The sequence below is a fragment of the Pedobacter nutrimenti genome, from assembly GCF_032678445.1.
In the GTDB taxonomy this organism is placed as follows: domain Bacteria; phylum Bacteroidota; class Bacteroidia; order Sphingobacteriales; family Sphingobacteriaceae; genus Pedobacter; species Pedobacter nutrimenti_A.
This window is the reverse complement of sequence record NZ_JAVTSQ010000003.1, coordinates 108118-127968: the sequence shown is the minus strand read 5'-3', so window position 1 is coordinate 127968 and position 19851 is coordinate 108118. Positions and strand designations below refer to the sequence as shown.

The following is a 19851-nucleotide window of genomic DNA, read 5'->3' as shown; positions in this document are numbered from 1 at the left end:
GAACATAGTCGGCTATATAATAAAAGACAGATCATCATGCGTATAAAATTGACCGTTATGATAATGATTACTGCATTTTTACAGGTAAGTGCAAGTGGCTTTGCTCAGAATATCACATTATCTGAAAAGAATGCATCTTTGGAGCAGCTTTTTGTTAAAATCAAGAAGCAAAGCGGGTATACATTTTTGTATAGTCTGCAACTGATAAAAAAGACCAAACCAGTTTCACTTACAGTAACAAATGCCCCTTTAATTTCAGTACTGGAGAAGTGCTTTGAAGGACAGCCACTCACATTCGCGATCAATCAGAATACAATTGTCGTTAGAAAGCGAGAAGAGGAATCAACCCTGGCTGACATTCAGCTCAAGCGATTTAAGGGACAGGTCATTGATGCCAAAGGCTTACCTTTACCGGGGGTAACAATTAAAATAAAGAATAAGAATACGACAAAAATCAGTGATAGAAGCGGTGAGTTCAGCATAGATGTTGAAGATGATGATGTGTTGGTTTTAACTTATATAGGCTATAAAAGAAAAGAAGTCGCTGTTAGAGGAATCGAAACTTTAAGGATTACCCTGGAAGAGGATGAATCAAAACTGAAGGACGTAGTCGTTATTGGTTATGGTAAGCAGGATAAGCACATCAACCCAAGTTCTATTAGTCACGTTGATGGAGAAAAACTACAAAATAGGCCGAGCGGTTCTATTGAAGGTTTGTTGCAAGGACTTGCACCGGGATTAATCGTTCAAAACAATTCTGGTCAACCCGGAGGAAGAAGTAATATTTCAATTAGAGGGTTGTCAGACTTTTCCAGTTCTGCAAACTCTAACGTGGTAAGTACGCCATTATTTATTATTGATGGAGTCCCGTTGGATCAGGATACTTTTAATCCATCAAATCCCAGACAAGCTATTTCGAGTGTTTTAGGCGGATTAAATCCTTTTGATGTAGAAAGTGTAGACGTATTAAAGGATGCGGCTGCAACAGCAATTTATGGTTCAAGAGGGGCTAACGGTGTAATTATAATTACAACAAAGCGTGGAAAGGCAGGCAAACCTGTTGTAACCTTAAATACACAATTCGGTGGCAGTACACCACCTCAGCTTCGAAAAACATACGGTGGAGCGGCAGAACGTAATTTCAAATTGAATTTATTTAATTCCTACCAGAGTTCGAAAGTTGGTGGCGGAACATCTAGCCCACCAATTGAATTAACAGATAGTTTGAACAGCTTCTATAATAATTCTACCAACTGGCAAGACCTCTATTTTAGAAATGCTGCATTATACAGTGTTAACCTTGGCGTTAGTGGTGCAACCGAAAATGCAAGTTACCGTTTAGGTGCAGATTATTATAGCGAAAATGGGGTTGTATTAAGTTCTGGTTATAAACGTTATTCGTTAACCTATCAAGGCGTTTTTAATCCAACAAAAAAGTTAACAATTACGGGTAGGGTAAATGTGAATCAACAAGATGCTAGTCAGCGTCGTGGAGATACGTTTAATGCTGCTGTAATTGGTAATAATTTTTCTTCTTCATTTCAGCCTGGGCCCAGTTCGGGTTATTATGATGCTTTTTTAGAGTCTTATAACAAAGGTGTTAATATTGATTTAACGAGAAATTTATCCGCTCAATTAGAAGGAAGTTTGGACATCACGGATTATCTTAACGTATCATCCAGAGGTTCGGCACGCTATCAGTTCTACCGTACAAGAAATTTCAACCCTTCGGCAGCAAATGTAAATGGTAAAGCCTCAGCGTCCTATTATGCTCAGGAAACCTTAGATCTTTTGAGTGAGACCAATATTAGATTGCATCATACTTTTGCCAGTGGGCATACTTTTGATTTCTTAGTTGGTAATACGATCAACACCAATAGCAATGATAATATTTATGGCAGTGGCGTAAATGGACCAAATGATGCTCAGCAAGTTATTCAAGGTTATTCCCAATCAGATATTTCATTACAAACCAATAACATTACCTACGGGCTGCTATCCTATTATTCAAGGTTGTCCTACGATTTTAACAAGAAATACATTATTCAAGGTGTAATCAGGAAAGACGGTTCATCTAAGTTTGGTAAAGATAAGCAGTGGGGTACTTTCTTGTCCACCTCTGCAGCATGGGTCTTTACCAAAGAAAATTTCTTTATCAACAATGTGGGTAACTGGTTCAACTTTGGTAAGTTAAGAGCAAGTATTGGTAAAGCCGGACAGCAATATCAGGATAATTATCTGGCTTTAGGTGCTTATAACACGGGAGCAGGTAGCGGTGCCCTTGGAACCTATAATGGTTCGCCAATATTGGCGCCAAATTACGCAGGGGCTAACGGTTTGCAGATTCCAGATTTAACCTGGCAAACTTCCAAAGACTATGGACTAGGTTTAGATTTAGAATTTTTTAAAAGCCGTTTAACTGCAAGTCTTGATTATTACCATAAAGCAAAAGACGGATTCTTGTTTACAACTCCTTTAAGCAGCACAAGTGGATATGCTCAAAAAAGTGTCAATAGCGGCGCCGTGCTGAATACAGGGTTTGAGGCTGGAATTACAGGATACTTGACCGCACCAGATAAAAGGTTGCAATACAGCATGACCTTAATAGCCACAACGAATAAAAATCAGCTGACCAAACTTCCAGACTTCGGCAGAAGTATTTCGAGAACAGGTTATACCATTGGGCAACCCTATTTACAGATTGGTAAGCCATTAAATGGGTTTTATTTACTGGAATATCTGGGCGTTTTTCCTGATGAGGCCTCAGTGCCTATTAATCCTTATACTGGAGGTAAATTGCGTCCTGTGGGTCCTTTTGCATCTCAGGATCCGTATCATGCAGGAGATATTCATTTACGTGATGTAGACGGAGATGGCCGAATCGATGGAAGCGGAAACAGTGACAGAGTTTATATGGGCGACCCTAACCCTAAAGTTACCGGAAGTTTTTCAAATAGTATTTCTTTTCGTTTAAAAAACAATTCATCAATTCAGCTAAGCTTTCTGCTAAATTACTCTATAGGGAATAAAGTGTATAATAAAGTGTTGGCAGATCGAATCAAATCGGTAAGCTGGACTGCCAGTAACAATGTAAATTATCCTGGAGGGCAAAGCAATTTGCTAGATGTTTCTGACCTTGACGTATGGACACCAACTCATACCAATGCGAAATATCCTGTACTCAACCCATGGCGTTATTACCTTTTCTCCAGCTACGATTTTATCGGTAACTATGAAACGAATACTTCGTTGTTTTTAGAAGACGGAAGCTTTGTAAAGCTAAGTAATATTACGTTCGGATACGATTTTTCACCTAAGTTTTTACAAAGAGCTAAAATTAGAAGATTACGTGTTTTTGGTGGATTGGAGAATGTTTTTATCCTCACCAAATACCATGGAGTTGATCCAGAAAACGTGGATAACTTTGGTTATGATATTGGTAACGGATACCCAGTTCCGAAGAAATTTAATATAGGTTTCAACTTTGAATTTTAATCTCATGAACAAAAATAATTTAGGAAAAATAGCAGGTCTATTTTTAATATACAGTTTACTGATCTTTTCATGCAAAAAAGTGCTGAATCCGGAAGTGATACAAGTACCGACGGCAGGAAATGCTATACAAACAGCGGCTGATGTTGATAAAGCTGTAGCTGCCGCGTACTCCTTTTTGCGTACAGTATTACCTGATAAGGTATTTTTATTGGGCGATGTGCGGGCAAATACATTCGAAAGTTATAACCAATCGAGCAATACCAGACCGGAAACTTTAATTGCTACCAATACGATTACGCCGCTTTTAAACAATGGTGGTGGAGATTGGAGTGGGTTTTATAGAGTTATTGCGCAATGTAATTTGGTCTTAGAGAAAATTCCTACGATTCAAAATTATGACCAGGCCGCTAAACGCAGGAGTTTGGGCGAAGCCAGCTTTCTAAGAGGATTGACCTATTTTTATCTTACCCGTTTTTGGGGAGATGTTCCTATGAACCTGAGTGCGGTGGATATTGATAATATTCCCAGAATGCCGCAGGCCCAAGTCTACGACCAGATTAAAAAGGATTTAGATGTAGCAAGTGCTAATCTTCTCCCTACATATTCTGCAGGCGATAAGGCCGTTAGGGCAACAAAAGGTGCTGCCTGGGCAATAAAGGCACATGTATTGGCTTGGTTACAAGACTATACTGGTTCGGAAAAACTTTGCGACAGCGTAATTAATAACGGACAATACAGCCTGATTACGGATACAACGCAGTTGTTGAAAATCTTTATCGGAAAATCTCAGGAAGGTATTTTTGAATTAAATTTCGATGCCAGTTTAAAAGAGGTACAAAAAAATAAAGTGTACAATCGTACGTTAGGAAGACCCTGGTATACCGATCAATCAGATGGAGGGGGTGGTACAGAATTATATCTGCTATGTCCGCCACCCGCATTGCTAACACAAATGTTCCCAGCTGGAGAAGTGGACGGACGTAAATCTACCTGGTTAACGAATTCGTCTAAAAATAATTCCCCTGCCCGCCCATACTTAGGCAAGTACAGAACTTTACAGGTGCAAGGTGATACTACATCTCAGAACATCAACGAATCAAACATTATAATTACCCGTTTGGCCGATATTATGTTGCTAAGGGCAGAGGCTTTGGCAAGCACGCAAGTCAATAGACCAGCAGATGCCATAACTTGGTTAAATAAAGTAAGAGCAAGAGCAAAAGCCAGATTGTATACCAGCGGCGGCAGTCTTCAAGACACCATTTTGCTGGAGCGCAGAAAAGAACTACTGGGCGAAGGGCAAACATTTTTTGATTACGTTAGAACCAGAAAACTTGCTACCTATTCTAAAATAACACAGGCAGACTGGTATACAAAAGGCGCATGGTTGCTGCCAATCAATCAGACTTTAATCTCTCAAAGTGGATTCGTAATCACTCAAAATACCTTCTGGCAATAATGGTTAAATTTTATTTAAGATTAGTATGAAAAATTATATATCAAAAAAGAACATCATCATCGTCTTTGGCTTTGTATGTTTCGCAATTGCTTCCTGCCAAAAGAAAGACTATTTTAATGATGGTGGACTATCGAAGCAATCGGACGCGGAAAAAAACATGAGTACATATGATTTTTTGGCGAGCAGAAAGAATCATATGTTCGATTCATTGGTTAAAATTATCGATCTGACAAATGGGAAAGCGCTTGTTAATCAAGCTAATATTACATTTTATGCTTGTCCGAATTCGGCGGTGATGAGGTTCCAGCGTAGATTTTTTCCTTCAGATAAGCAGGCACCGAGACCGCTAAGTAAAATTGGTGTAGATACTTTAACCATGTTATTGAAAAGGTTTATCCTGGTCAATGACAAGGTTTCTTTAGAGCGTGCTGTTGCCGATAAGGATAAAGCATATAAGGATTATAATACAGACAGTTTGGTTATTCATGGTATCAGTGGTATTACCAATGCAGGTAGTTCGGTGAGGACCGGAGCAGATTATATGACTTATGAGCATCGAAAAATAAAAGTTAAAGATTCTGTCAATTATACTGCGGGCATGCAAACCCACAATTTAATCACCGCAAATGCCATTTTACATGTTTTGAGCGACGGCGCGAATTTTAGCGGTGGCTTCAAATTGAAATATTTTAGAATAAATGATAATTAATAGAAAATTATTTATGAGAAGAATTTATTTGAGTTCTTGTTTGCTATTAGTGACGGTAATGGCATTACTTACGGGATGTAAGAAACAAGAAAAACTTGGCTTTATAAGCCAGGCAATAGGATATACGACGAAAACTTTAACGGTGACTACCGGACGGGGAATTATTATGTCAGCAGCTTTAGCCGCAGATGAGTCTACCAAACCAATTGAAGCAAGCATCCTTTCTATCCATGATGAAAACGGTAAAGTGTTTACAGATTTGATGAATTATAAAGTGGATACCTATTATTGGACAGGTACGCCTACGGGATTAGAAACTTCATTGGATCAAATCAATAAGATCAGGATTCCTGTTAAAAGACCGGCGATAGATATCAATCCAACCAATGGTCAGATTATCATTTACGCAGAGGCTACAGATGTTAAGATTTTTCCTCAGGGTAAATATATTTTTGATATAAAAGTGAAGAATAGCGCTGGAGAGATTGTCGTTAAAGATGCATTGACAATAAGTACAACGCCTGCAGGCCCTTATTCTTATTCTTTTTCAGGCGTGGATGGCATAAGTGGTATCGATGTTAAAATTGAAAAAGCGGAGGCTTCAACCGGGCCTACCAAGCTGATCGTTAAAACACTTAGAAAAGATGGTACCCCAATAGATCCCAAAACTCTTTTGGGCTACGATTATGGAACTGCCGCAAATCCAAATTTAAAAGATTGGCACAACATGGGGCTTCAAAAAATAAATAAGTATACCGAGTTTCCCGATCGTTTAGAGATTGAAACAGCGGGCGTTCCTATACCCGTTATTGGTGGTTTACCAACAGGAAACGGGATTCCGGTCTGGTCAGAGCGTATAGATATGTACAACAACAGTAGTGCTATTGGAAAGTATTTCAACTATTGGTTCGATTTTGCAATTTATGAGCCTGGAACCTGGAACATTACCATTAAGCTGAATTATTAGCCCTCAATTAGTACTTTAATGTTTCCTTTGCCCATCGATGTATTATCGGTGGGCATTTTTGCTTAATATTGCATTCCAAACAATAAGATTACCATGGTAAAGCGTACAAGAAAAATGAAGCGGTTAGCGGTTTTAATGTGGCCTGCGTTAATATTATTCATAGGTTTTTCAGCTATTGGGCAGGAGAAAAAGAACAATAAAACAGAGACCTATAATTCCAGGGAGTATTGGGTCTCTGTACTGGTTAAAATTGCTGATCCGGTATTAAGAAACCTGAGCAAAAATCAGTTGCGTGCTAAAATGCCCGTAGATTTTAAGGAAGAAAAGCGTAAAGAAGTGACACATCTGGAAGCTTTTGGACGAACCCTCGCTGGTATTGCCCCATGGCTGGAGCTTGGCCCGGATCAAAGTACAGAAGGAAAACTCCGTGCCACCTATATATCGTTGACACGTAAGGCTTTGGCCAATGCAGTTGATCCATCCGCCGCTGATTTTCTTAATTTCAGTTCAAAGCACGGCCAGCAGCCATTGGTTGATGCCGCCTTTCTGGCTCAAGGCTTGTTGAGAGGTTATACACAATTGTGGGAACCCCTTGATCAGCAGACAAAAACAAATTTGGTCAATGCCTTGAAAAGTTCGCGGAGTATAAAACCAGGCGAAAATAACTGGCTGTTGTTTAGTGCGATCATTGAAGCTTTTCTGCTAAAGTCTGGAAATTCAGGAAATATGGAACCGATTACCTATGCACTAAACAAACATGAAGGCTGGTACAAAGGAGATGGAGCTTATGGTGATGGAGCCGATTTTCATTGGGATTACTATAATAGTTTTGTGATTCAACCGATGATACTTGACATCACCAAAGTTTTAAAAGACAAGGGTATTGAGCAAGTGATCTCGTATGAAAAAGCGCTAAAACGGACCCAGAGATATGCGGCAATTCAGGAGCGTATGATTTCACCTGAAGGAACCTTCCCTCCAATGGGCAGGTCATTGGTTTATCGTTTTGGTGCCTTCCAGGTATTGTCGCAAATCTCTTTGCTTAAAGAACTGCCTGCTGATGTTTCACCTGGCCAGGTCCGCAGTGCATTGTCTTTGGTGATTTATCGCCTGATGACTGCGCAGAATACTTTTGACGCAGGGGGATGGCTAAGGCTTGGACTGTCTGGCCACCAACCCAATATTGGGGAATACTATATCACCACCGGAAGTTTATACCTCTGTACGGTTGGCTTATTGCCTTTAGGTCTACCTGCAAATGATCCGTTCTGGACCAGTGCGGCTCAGGACTGGACCAGCCGTAAGGTATGGAAAGGACTGGATTTACCTGCTGATCATGCCTATAAGGAATCAAATTAGAACTGTAATTTTTTATAAATAAAAATGAATAAAATACTTTTAGTATTGTGCTTAACTGCCTGTACATTCATGGTCCAGGCAAGGGAGATCAAAATTTTAAGCCCGGATAATAAGACAGAATTAAGGGTGATGACCAGTGTAAAAGGTGGAAATACCTTAAGTTATTCCATCTCTTACCTGGGTGGCCCGATTATTGAAAATTCGCCCTTAGGGCTTGAATTTGAAAATGAAAAGCCTTTGTCAGAAAACCTGGTGGTAGTCTCTGTTAAAGAAAAAGTGTTGAAAGAAAACTGGAAGCCGGTATATGGTGAAAAGAATAGTTATTTGAATTATTACAGGGAAGCTACTGTCCAGTTCAAAGAGGATAAAACACCTTACCGTTTCTTTTCTATGACTTTAAGAGTATATAATGAGGGGGTAGCTTTTAAATATAATATTCGGACAGATCAGCAAATTACCATCACCAAAGAACTTACAGGTTTTAAATTTGCCAAAGATTACGCCTCCTGGATTGCGGGCAATGCGCAGGCAACATACAGAAAAGGCAGCATTAGTAAAACAAGTAATGGAACAGAGCGTCCCTATGTGATTGAGATGGACCAAAATCGTTTCATTGCACTTGGTGAGGCGGCATTGGTAGATCATGCCCGGATGAAATTTAACAGATCTTCAAAAGATAGTCTGTTGCTGCTTGCTGAACTTGATGGAAAAGCAATCTATAAAAACAATTTTTCTACGCCCTGGCGATATGTGATGATCGCGGAATCTGCTGGAAAGCTATTGGAAAACAACAGTTTTATTTTGAATTTAAACGAGGCCAATGCACTAAAGGATGTATCCTGGATTAAGCCAGGCAAGGTGATTCGTGAGGTAACGCTGACAACAACGGGGGGAAAAACCTGTATTGATTTTGCGGCCCAACATCATTTGCAGTATATAGAATTTGATGCAGGCTGGTATGGGCATGAGTATGATAACGCGTCCAGTGCTTTGGCGGTAAATGTTGATCCTTCAAGGTCTCCTGGACCCCTGGATTTGCAGGGTATTATAAATTATGGGAAGAGTAAAAATGTTGGTGTGATACTCTATGTAAATCAACGAGCCTTATCCAAAGAACTGGATACTATACTTCCCTTATTTAAATCATGGGGGGTAAAGGGAATGAAATTCGGCTTTGTTGATGTTGGACCACAAAAAAATACTTCGTGGCTTCATGAGGCCATCAGGAAAACGGCTGATCATCAATTGATGCTCGATATTCATGACGAATACCGTCCAACGGGCTATTCCAGGACTTACCCTAATCTGTTGACACAGGAAGGAATAAGGGGAGAAGAAGAAAGTCCGGACAACCACCAGGTGTTAATTACGATGTTTACCAGAATGATAGCCGGTGCAGGCGACTTTACAAACTGTTACTTTGCACCCAGGGTAAATGCGATGGGCTCTCATGCCTCTCAAATGGCCAAAGCGATCTGCATTTATAGTCCATGGCAGTTTGTATATTGGTACGACCGTCCTTCAGGTTCATCAATACAAAAAGGAGGGGCGGGTTCAACCGCTTCTGTGATTACGGAAACTCCTGAGCTGAGCTTTTACGATGCACTACCTACAGTATGGGATGACACCAGAGTGATTGCCGGGAAAATCGGCGAACATGGAACAATCGCACGCAGGAGCGGGGACAACTGGTATGTAGGTACATTAACGGATAAGCCGATCGGTTTTTCATTGCCGCTAAACTTCTTGTCTAAAGGTAAACGATACCAGGCCACGGTTTATGCTGATGATTCCTCTTTGCCAGGTCCAACAAAAATTGCCATAAAAGAGATGAATGTTGATGCCTCGACAGTGTTAAATATTCAATTGCTGGAAAAGAACGGAGAGGCCATTATCATTAGGCCCATAAAATTTGGTGCACCTAAAGTTACAAACGACTGATTTCACTAAATTCGGCAAAATTTCTTTTGTACACTTCTTTTACCAGGACTATTTACTTATTTCCCGGTTTAATATGTCCAATAATTTCTCTGTATTTTCCAGCAGGATTTGATCGCTGCCGATATATTGTGTCTACATATTAAAATGATTTGTATCTACATATCGAGCTAAGCCTGATGCCTTTCTGGACCCATTTAGCATAAAAAAAACACTTTTATTTGGCTAATTGCAAAAATAACATCTGTTATGATCAAATTAAGCGTTGTATACATGGGATTACAATAGAATATTTGTTGTACGCCAATTTCTATCAAAAATTTGGAGCAGTATGTGTTTCAATTTAAACAAATGGTACAGCTTTGGCATAAACGAAAAATAACTTATAAATACTAACACATGATCTCTTTACGAAAATTTTTTGCGGTGCTTTGCTGTCTTGTGTGGAGTATGGGGTCTTTTGCCCAGCAACCTCAGGGATCATTGTCTAAAATTTTAGCCAATTTACATGGTTCAATAAACTTTTCAGTAAAGCAGTTTAATGGAACAGACCTGGTTTCCCGGCAATTTTTTGGTAAAGATGCTTTGTTAAAAACAAATACCGGAACCTGGGCCTTACAGCTTAAAGATGCTGCCGTTTCCGGACATCCTGAAGCTATAGATGTTACGGCGTCCTTTCGTGTAGAGTCGGGTACCGCCTTGTCTTCCGCGGTTGAGGCTTCCTTTGATTTTAGCAAATGGAGTCCGTCCAATTATGTTCTCGTACCAGCTTCTGTATACAACGGAAATCGCTATAGATCCATTGGGAACGGATACTGCCCTGATTATCCTAAGGACATGTATTATAATCCATCAGTACCTCTAACCATTTCCAATAATCCTCGTTTGTCTATAGAAAAAGGAAAAGCTTCTCTTATTGAGTTACAAACTGGTAATGCAGCCACGCCTGCCATGTGTTTTTTCTCTGAAAAGGACAAGAAAGGGTTTATTGTGTTAACGGGGCAATTGACCAAATCGGGCAATAATGGGATGACCATTTCGGAGAATGCCGCCAAAGACAGTTGTGCGTTTAGTATTTCAGCGCCTGCAGTGCGCAAATTGGCACCCGGTTTTGGAGATTTTCACCCAAGTGGTGATATGGCTCCGGATTGGAAAGCAGGTGATGAAGTTGCCCTTAATTTTAGAGTTTACGTTTTTGATGCCCAGAGTATTCCGGACCTGTTAACCAAGTTTATGCAGGTGCGTAAAGAATTATCTGGTCCTAATCATCCCCGCAATATATTACCAATGAGTAAAGCATTTGAGGTGGTTTCTACCATTACCAGAAACCGCTTTGTTACGGTTCCTGCAGGCTCTTATTATTTGCCTGAAAACAACAACGACTTTCAGCTCGGTTGGGTAAGCGGTATGATGAATACCTATCCAATGCTTGCATTAAATGACGAGAAGGAACGCAATAGAGTGGCTGCCGAACTGGATTTTATCGTAAACAAGCTTCAGGGAAAAAGTGGGTATTTCTATGGTGGTATTACGGCCAAGGGCGAGCTCAGACCAGAAAAGATGAACCCGGATTTTAAACCTTTACAGGCCATGGTGAGAAAGAATTCAGATGCCTTGCTCTGGATGATGAAACACTTGATGTTGTTAAAAGCCCAGGGGCATGAAAACAGCATTAAAAAGGAATGGGAAGAGTCGGCTAAAAAGTTGGCGGCAGCTTTTGTACGGACCTGGAAGGCGCATGGGGAGTTTGGCCAGTATATTGCACCAGAAACAGGAGAAATTGCGGTGTATAACTCTACAGCGGGTGCCATAGCACCTGCAGGTTTGGCTTTGGCTTCTGATTATTTTCATAACAAAGGCTGGCTGAAAGTTGCAGGAGATGCAGCGAAATTCTACTACCACCGGGATGTAGAGAAACAGGGCCTTACCGGGGGAGACTGCGGGGATATTTCTCAGGATGCAAACTCTGAATCGGCATTTGGCTTTCTCGAATCATTGATGGCTTTATACCATTACACCGGAGAAAAACAATGGTTGAAAATGGCCGAAGTTCAAGCGGCATTGTGTTCTACCTGGACCATTTCCTATGATCCCATTTTTCCTGAAAACAGTGCCATTGGAAAGCTCGGTAGCCATATGGCTGGAGCGGTATGGGCAAGTATACAGAATAAACATTCAGCTCCAGGTATCTGTACGGCCTCAGGCGATTATCTTTTTAAATTATTCCGGGCTACTGGAAATGTACAATACGCAGATTTGATCAGGGATATCCAGCATGCACAAGCAGAGGCGGTGAATATGCCGCCGAACCACATCACCACGAATAACCTGGTTGGATCTTCTATGGAGCGGATACAGCCCAGCGACGCGGAAGGAAAAGGTAGTATTGGCAACTTTATAAACACACGGAATTCCTGGACAGAGACCAATGGAATACTAATGACTATGGAACTACCTGGCATTTATTTGAATACAGACAGTAAAAAAATATATGTTTTTGACCATGTTGAAGCTAAAATTATAGGGAATACCTCATCGGGGATGACCATCCAGATCATTAATCCGACACCATATGATGCGAATGTTTCAGTTCTGGCAGAAACAGCAAAACAGGCTGCGGGTCATTTAGGCTATACTGCATTTGTGAAATGGCCTAAGGTTAAAGTGAAAATGGGAGAAACGGTTAAAGTGAATATTGGCAACACGGGTGTGATCACTTTGTTGTAAATTGTATATATAAAATCAACATCAGACATGGCATTCTCAATAGAACAGGATCTTGTGCTCGGTACTGCCGGACTGGGTGGCGTTTGGGGTAAAGTTGATGCGAAGGCATCTGTAGAAACCATTTTGGAAGCATTGGGAAAAGGCATTTCTGCACTAGATGCAGCCCCCTCCTACGGAGATGCGGAAGAAATTGTTGGAGAAGCTTTACGTCAATGGACGGGTACCAGGCCAAGACTGAGTACAAAAGTTGGACGTTTAAAGAGCCATCAGGCAGATGAAGCTTATTATGACTATAGTTCAGATGGAATGAAATTAAGTGTAGACAACAGCCTCAAAACACTTGGAGTGTCTGCAGTTGACATCCTCTTTCTGCATGACCCGGCAGCTATAAGGCCAGAGGAGCTGGAAAACATACTGCATCAAATGCAAGAGTTCAAGAGACAGGGATATACCGAAAGATTAGGTTTAGGGGGAAATCCGCCGAAATGGATGGAACCTTACTTGTTGGATAGTCCATTTGATGTATTTATGGAACACAACAGGCTTAATGCCTGTTGTATAGATGCACTAGATACAACCCTTCCATTGTATCTGCAGCAGGGAAAGGAATATTATGCAGCCAGCCCTCTTAATATGGGGCTGCTGGGCTGCAATTTCTCTGCTTTTACAACAAATCCTCCACACTGGATGGACTTAAAACAGGTAGAACGTGCAAAAAAAGTGAGCCTCATTGCAGAGCAGTATAAGATGCCCTTGCCGATACTTGCGCACCGCTTTTTAATGACGGTTCCTTATCCGATAAAAACCGTTATTGGTGCGGCCAATCAGGAACAGCTTGCCAGTGCACTTCTGGCCTTCCAGGCAGGAAGTTTACCCATTGAAATATACCATGAAATCCTTCGGGCAGTTAATTAATATGAATCAGATAGATAACGAAATTTTTAACATAAAGAAAATCCGCATACGGGTTTTAGAACAAGTAGCTGCCGTAACACCTTTTCAGGATGCAACTATGGGCCCTTTTCCCAGTTTTGGGATTTCGATCATTACCATTGAGGATGAAGATGGAAATGTTGGGGAAGCACCTGTTTACAATACCTACACTAATATTCTGGAATCCTGTTTGTTCCCGATCTTATTTCACAGTCATGCTGTAGCTTATAAAGATGTTTACCCAAAGCTGTACTGGTCTATAAGAAATGAAGGATTTAAAGGGGCAGCCTCGGCTTTGCTGGGTCAGGTTGATATGGCCTTATACGATCTGGCCGCAAGAAGAAAGAACACCCCCTTGTATCGTTATATTGGCGCTGAGCGGAATGAAGTGAAAATGTATGGCAGCGGTGGTGGAACCAATTATAGCCTGGCTGAATTGGAACGGGAGGTGCAGGTGTTTCTGGATGCGGGAGCGGAATGCTATAAGATGAAAGTTGGAAAGGATTTTGGGAAAAAGATAGACGAGGATGTTTCCCGGGTAAAATTTGTACAACAACTTATAGGCAAGAAAATGAAATTGGCTGTAGATGCCAATCAGATCTGGTCTTGTAATGATACATTTAAATTTTTGGACGCCGTTGGTGAAGAAGGGCTGTGCTGGTTAGAAGAACCTTTACATTCTGCGGCTTATGAACAAATAGAAAAACTTTGTTCAAAAATAAGTGTGAACGTAGCTTATGGCGAATCCGAGCGCACTTCAAAAATCTTTCCTACTTTAGTCAATTGCGGGGTTCGCCATCTACAGCCTGTTCCAACACAGATAGGTGGAATTAAAGAATGGATGGATGTAAGGGACCTTAGTAAAAATCAAAAAATACAATTCTCCTCCGGGGGATATTCTTTATATTCAACAGGGCTGATGACCTCTGCTGATGAAGAGGGAATGGTAGAGTATTTATATTCTATTATGCATGGCCTGGAAGATTATTTTCTGGAATACCCAACCTGGAAAGACGGCAAATTTATTTTATCAGAATTGGAGGGGTTTCCGGTAAGAATAAATTGGGATTATTGTTATAAAGAAAACAAAGTTATAGGAGAAAAAGTATGGGAAAGGCAACACGTTCAGAAGTACAACCCTAAAGTATCCATGTAAATTAAAACCATAATTAAACCAAATATATACCGTGAATTTATCTTTTAATCAAGTCGACTACTTCGTGCTGGGCTGCTATATCCTGGCGCTATTCTTTATTGGGTTTTATCTCAACCGGAAAGGGAAAGGCCAGGAAGATATTTTCCTGGGCGGCAGAACCTTAAAATGGTGGCAGATTGGCTTTTCCATGTTCAGTGCCAATGCTGGCCCGATGATGCTGATTGGTTTTGCCGGAATTGGCTTTTCGCATGGTATCGTTGGCAGTAATTTTGAATTGCTGGCCTGGATATTTTTGATGTTGCTGTCAATGGTATTCTTGCCTTACTACTTAAAGGCCAAAATCAGTACCATTCCGCAGTTTTTGCTGATTCGTTTCGGTAAACGCTCTTACAATTTCCTGGTCATATACAGTTTGATCTCCATATTGGTGGTCTGGTTGGGTAGTGCTTTGTATGCAGGAGGGTTGTTGATCTCCGGAATATTTGGTTGTTCACTATTTGTCGCAATTGTTGTCATTGCCTGTATTGCCACTAGTTTTACCGCTGTTGGAGGGCTGAAGGCTGTCGTGCGTACAGGTGTCTTTCAATCGGTTATTATTATAGCATCGTCTATCGTGCTTACTTTTATAGGCTTTCAAAAAATTGGAGGCATAGGTTCTTTAATGAGCCAAACGCCGGCTTCTTACTGGAAGCTTTTTCTTCCGGCATCACACCCGGAATACAGCTGGATCTCTATTGTTTTGGGTTATCCTGTGGTGGCCATTTATTACTGGTGCGCAGACCAGACTATTGTACAAAAAGTACTCGCGGCCAAAGATTTAAAGGAAGGACAATATGGGGCGATCTTTATTGCAGCCCTTAAGATCATTATGCCCTTAATATTCATTGTTCCAGGTATTATGTGCTATGTCTTATTTAAAGATACGGCGCAGCCAGACAATGCTTATATCACTATGATTAAAAGATTAATGCCCCATGGTTTACTGGGGTTGAGCATTGCGGCATTAATTGCGGCATTAATAGATACAGTTTCTTCCAGTTTAAATGCTTTTTGTACGGTATTTACGTTAGACGTCGTGACACAGGTTAAAGACCTTAATCAAAAACAACAGGTCAAAATGGGGAGATGGATTACACTAATTTCGGCAGCATGCGGGGTGGGGATTGCGATGCTTTTCTCTTATTCAGGGAAAGATTTTTTTGAATTGAGCCAGGGTCTGGTCTCTATACTTGCTCCACCTTTGTCCGTTGTTTTTCTAGCGGGTGTGATGTGGAAACGCGTCAACAGTACTGCAGCAGAAATTGTACTTTATGGCGGTGGATTGCTTTGCCTGATACTGGGTGCATGTCACGTATTGAATTACCCATATAAGGGCTACTGGCCACATTTTCTAATGCTTTCCTTTTACATTTTCGTGGCCTTAACTGTAGTTATTATCGTTACCTCACTGCTTACAAAGCCCAAAGAAAATATGGCCTTGCCTTCATTGCTGGAATCAAAAAATGAGGTAGTGGCGAGTTCCAGAACAACCTGGCTGGTGTGGTTGGGACTGGCCTCTGTTATGGTTTTAATTTATATACTTTTTAATTGATTCTGATATGAAAAGAATAATCCTGAATTTAATAATGATCCTGTTCATTTGTTCTTTAACCAGGTGTCGGCAAGGAGAAGCTGCTCATAAAGATGGTGAGTTTGTAGAAAAGATCTTTGTTGTCAATACGATAGACGACAATAAGAAATTGAGCGAATACTTGACCTATCATAAACAAGTATGGCCAGAAGTAGAGGGAGGCTTTAAAAAGGCAGGCTATAAAAGCATTACACTTTATCGTTTCAATGACCTTATTGTAATGCGCATCACCGTTCCTAAAAATGCCGATTTGAATAAAATGGGCAAATTAGCGGAGTCTTATAGTCCGCGTTGTGCTGAATGGAATAAATTGATGAATACCTACCAGAAAGGTGTTCATGGTACCAAGGCTGGGGAGAAATGGGTAGAGGCCACTCCTTTTTACAAATTTAATAACTAGGTCTGCTAAGCAGACGTTTTATACTGCTTAATGAAATCTCTGGGAGAAAGGCCCTTTACATCTTTAAAGTGCTTGTTAAAATTAGAAATGTTATTGTAGCCACTTTTGTAGCAGGTTTCAGTGACATTGTAATTACCTTCCATTAATAATTTTGCTGCATGCCCAATCCTGATTTCCTTAATAAATTCTACTAGCGTTCTGTTGGTTTTTAATTTAAAGAACCGGCAGAACGCGGCGGTAGACATAGGTATTATTGCAGCCACATCCTGGAGTGTAATATCTTCTTTAAAGTTTTTGAATATATAATCGAAAACCCGGTTGATCTTGTTGGCTTCAGCTGAATTTTCAATAATATTGAAAGAGGGAGATGATAAAGTACGATAAGCGTCGGATTGCGCTAAAATGTCCAGCAACTGGAGCATCAATGCGGCACGAGAAAGCCCGCTTTCAAAAAGCATTTGATTGAGGATATGCTTAGCCCTTGCTATGGTGGGGCCTGAAAATCGAACACCCTTTGCAGCATCTTTAAAAAGCTGGTTTAAATGTTGTGCTTCCGGTTTTTCCAGTAATTCTTTTCCCAGAAAATCTGGAAAAAAATGAACGACAATAGCTTGTGGATTCACTCGTCCATCTACCGCATTATAATATTGCCAGCAATGTGGTAAATAACTTCCAAGTAAGACCAGTTCTGTTCCCTCAAAATCTTCAATATGGTCCCCAACAAAACGTTTCCCGCAACAATTCTCTATTAAAGCAATCTCAAAATTAATATGAGCCTTTAATGAGGCATACTTTTTTATTTCCAGAATTTCTGACCGTACAGTAAAAGACTGTTCAGGAGGGAAAGTGAAATTTTCGTATATATATTGCATTTTACTTAAAAATCTAAGTTTGAATAGGTCTATTCACAAGTATTTATCGCTTTGGATTCAAATTAAAGTTACGAAAACATCTGAAATTTAAATATAAAATAAACTATTTATTTAAGGGATTTATGCAAAAAAAGCATTATAAATAGTCAAATAAACGGTGGTTAAGCCAGGATATTCTGTTGAAATTTATGCTATTGAGGCCCCTTTTCGTAAATCTAAACTTAGAATACAAGTTAAATGGCTATAAGACCCCTGATCGATGAACACGAATTGCTGCAAAAAGTAGCATCAGGGGATCAGCGTGCCTTTAAGAAGATCTACGATCATTACCATGAAAACGTATATGCCCTTTCACTTTGGTACCTTAAATCGGAAGCCGATGCTGAAGAAGTCGTACAGGAAACCTTTTTAAAACTCTGGATGAAAGGCACCGCAGTGACCGACATCGCTAACCTGCAAAAATATCTTAGGACGCTGGCGGGCAATAAGTCGCTGGATATGTTACGCTATCAGGCCAGGCGACTAAAAACCGTTGTCCTTACCGTTGACGAAGACACAGAGCCGGGACACAATGAAACCGAAGAAGGAATTCTTCTGAATGATGTGCGCCAGATTTTACAGGAGGCTATTGAACAGCTACCTGTTCAGCAAAAACTGGTTTACCGGCTTTGTAATGAGCAGGGTTTAAAAAATGATGAGGTGGCCCGGCAGCTTAATCTCTCTCCTTTGACCGTGCGCACGCACATGAAACTGGCCCTTAGATTCCTGCGTGCCTATATCAGCGCCCATATGGACAAGGTTGCTGTGCTGTCTCTTATGGCAATATTGAAAATATTTTAATATTCCGTTACCCACTTTTTGTTTCCTTGACGTCCAGTATAAAAAGACGTTACACGGTCAGCATCTTCGCTGCAACAAATGGATATTAAAAAATGGACAAGCTAAGGATTCAATATCTCCACGATCGGTATTTACAGGACACTTTGTCAAAAGAAGAATGGAAGGAATGGGAAGGTGTGCTGCTTAATCCTGCTGCCGAAAATTTGCTACAAGAACTGGTTTATAGGACTTGGGACAACATGGAAAGCGAAGATAAAATCAGATTGGCAGAAAATCGTTCTGAAGAAATCTTTGCAGGGATCAGCGATGTTCCTCAAACTGCAGTTAGACAGCTTACCTTATGGCCACGTATCGCTGCCTCTGCTGCCATCATTCTCCTCACTGGAGCAGGTCTTTTTTATTATAAGAACAGACCTGCTGCGAATCAACAAAGCAGTTTGGTTAAACAGGATATCAAGCCAGGTGGTAATAAAGCTTACCTGACTTTGGCTAACGGTAAGAAGATAGCGTTAATCGGAGCTCAAAATGGGGCTTTGGCAAAACAGGGGGCAATTACCATCAACAAAACTCTGGATGGACAACTTGTTTACACAGCCGCTGCAACAGCCGCTCAGAACTCAGAACTCGTAACCTATAACTCCATAGAAACACCGCGTGGAGGTGAATATCGCCTTACTTTAGCTGATGGCACCAAGGTTTGGTTAAATGCTGCATCCTCTATAAAGTATCCGGTTGCGTTTGCCGGAAAGGAACGTAAGGTAGAGATCACAGGAAATGTCTATTTTGAAGTAGAACACAATGCCGCTAAACCTTTCAGGGTCATCTGTAACGGTCAAATAGTCGAAGACTTAGGGACACACTTTAATATCAATGCCTACAGCGATGAAAATGCAGTCAAAACCACTTTGCTTGAGGGAAGTGTAAAAATATCATCGGCAGGTAAAGCTAAAATACTTAAACCGGGAGAGCAGGCACAACTTGTAGGAGGAAATATCCTCGTAACTCAAGTAAATGTAGATGAAGTGGTCGCATGGAAAAACGGATTGTTCGACTTTAAAGACGCAGATATTGAAACCATTATGAGACAATTATCCCGATGGTACGATGTAGATGTAGAATATCGTGGTAAAATCTCAGAAGCTTTATTTACGGGAAAACTGTACAGGGAGGTAAATGTCTCACAGGTTTTAGATATGCTGAGTTACTTTAAAGTTCATTTTAAGATTGAAAACGACGGAGTCCAAAAGAAGATAGTAGTAATGCCTTAACCTTATAAATAAGAACCAATTAATAATTTTAAACTAGCAAGAAGATGAAAAAGCAATTACAGATATAAACTTAAAACAGAAAGGTTAACCCCAAAACA

At 40.5% G+C, this 19851-nt stretch carries 14 protein-coding genes; 13 read left to right on the top strand and 1 reads right to left on the bottom strand.

The genetic code is table 11. The features are described 5' to 3' along the window. The first annotated feature begins 57 nt into the window (after positions 1-57). The 11 genes from R2S08_RS05670 to R2S08_RS05620 all read left to right on the top strand — a co-directional run bounded on the left by R2S08_RS05670 (position 58) and on the right by R2S08_RS05620 (position 16773). Positions 58-3495 (top strand): SusC/RagA family TonB-linked outer membrane protein, encoded by a 3438-nt coding sequence (locus R2S08_RS05670; RefSeq protein ID WP_316834228.1) that lies wholly within the window; start codon positions 58-60, stop codon positions 3493-3495. 4 nt (positions 3496-3499) lie between these two features. Beyond that, positions 3500-4954 carry a RagB/SusD family nutrient uptake outer membrane protein gene (locus tag R2S08_RS05665; protein ID WP_316834227.1) on the top strand — a complete coding sequence of 485 codons (1455 nt, stop codon included), beginning with the start codon at positions 3500-3502 and terminating at the stop codon, positions 4952-4954. Between the two features lie 25 nt (positions 4955-4979). Then, a complete protein-coding gene (locus R2S08_RS05660) occupies positions 4980-5663 on the top strand; it encodes a hypothetical protein (RefSeq protein ID WP_316834226.1) in 684 nt (227 codons plus the stop codon). Between the two features lie 13 nt (positions 5664-5676). Then, a complete protein-coding gene (locus R2S08_RS05655) occupies positions 5677-6630 on the top strand; it encodes a DUF5007 domain-containing protein (RefSeq protein WP_316834225.1) in 954 nt (317 codons plus the stop codon). A 93-nt stretch (positions 6631-6723) separates the two neighbouring features. Further along, on the top strand, positions 6724-7989 hold the full coding sequence (locus tag R2S08_RS05650) for a DUF2264 domain-containing protein (protein WP_316834224.1): 1266 nt from the start codon (positions 6724-6726) through the stop codon (positions 7987-7989). A gap of 24 nt (positions 7990-8013) precedes the next feature. Then, positions 8014-9930: a glycoside hydrolase family 97 protein gene (locus R2S08_RS05645; protein WP_316834223.1), complete on the top strand. Its 1917-nt coding sequence runs from the start codon at positions 8014-8016 to the stop codon at positions 9928-9930. A 396-nt stretch (positions 9931-10326) separates the two neighbouring features. After that, entirely contained in the window at positions 10327-12654 is a 2328-nt protein-coding gene (locus R2S08_RS05640; RefSeq protein ID WP_316834222.1) for a hypothetical protein, read from the top strand. A 27-nt stretch (positions 12655-12681) separates the two neighbouring features. Beyond that, the gene (locus tag R2S08_RS05635; RefSeq protein ID WP_316834221.1) at positions 12682-13569 is read left to right on the top strand and encodes an aldo/keto reductase; all 888 of its coding nucleotides are present in this window, start codon (positions 12682-12684) and stop codon (positions 13567-13569) included. Between the two features lies 1 nt (position 13570). Then, on the top strand, positions 13571-14743 hold the full coding sequence (locus R2S08_RS05630) for an enolase C-terminal domain-like protein (protein WP_316834220.1): 1173 nt from the start codon (positions 13571-13573) through the stop codon (positions 14741-14743). Positions 14744-14774: 31 nt separating this feature from the next. Further along, a complete protein-coding gene (locus R2S08_RS05625) occupies positions 14775-16334 on the top strand; it encodes a sodium:solute symporter family transporter (protein ID WP_316834219.1) in 1560 nt (519 codons plus the stop codon). A 7-nt stretch (positions 16335-16341) separates the two neighbouring features. Further along, positions 16342-16773 (top strand): L-rhamnose mutarotase, encoded by a 432-nt coding sequence (locus R2S08_RS05620; protein WP_316834218.1) that lies wholly within the window; start codon positions 16342-16344, stop codon positions 16771-16773. A 5-nt stretch (positions 16774-16778) separates the two neighbouring features. On the opposite strand, the gene R2S08_RS05615 is transcribed toward R2S08_RS05620, so the two are convergent. Next, positions 16779-17645 (bottom strand): AraC family transcriptional regulator, encoded by an 867-nt coding sequence (locus tag R2S08_RS05615; RefSeq protein WP_133781833.1) that lies wholly within the window; start codon positions 17643-17645, stop codon positions 16779-16781. Positions 17646-17882: 237 nt separating this feature from the next. Between R2S08_RS05615 and R2S08_RS05610 the strand changes: the two genes are divergently transcribed. Further along, on the top strand, positions 17883-18485 hold the full coding sequence (locus R2S08_RS05610) for an RNA polymerase sigma-70 factor (protein ID WP_316834217.1): 603 nt from the start codon (positions 17883-17885) through the stop codon (positions 18483-18485). 92 nt (positions 18486-18577) lie between these two features. Then, the gene (locus R2S08_RS05605) at positions 18578-19753 is read left to right on the top strand and encodes a FecR family protein (RefSeq protein ID WP_316834216.1); all 1176 of its coding nucleotides are present in this window, start codon (positions 18578-18580) and stop codon (positions 19751-19753) included. Positions 19754-19851: the final 98 nt, after the last annotated feature.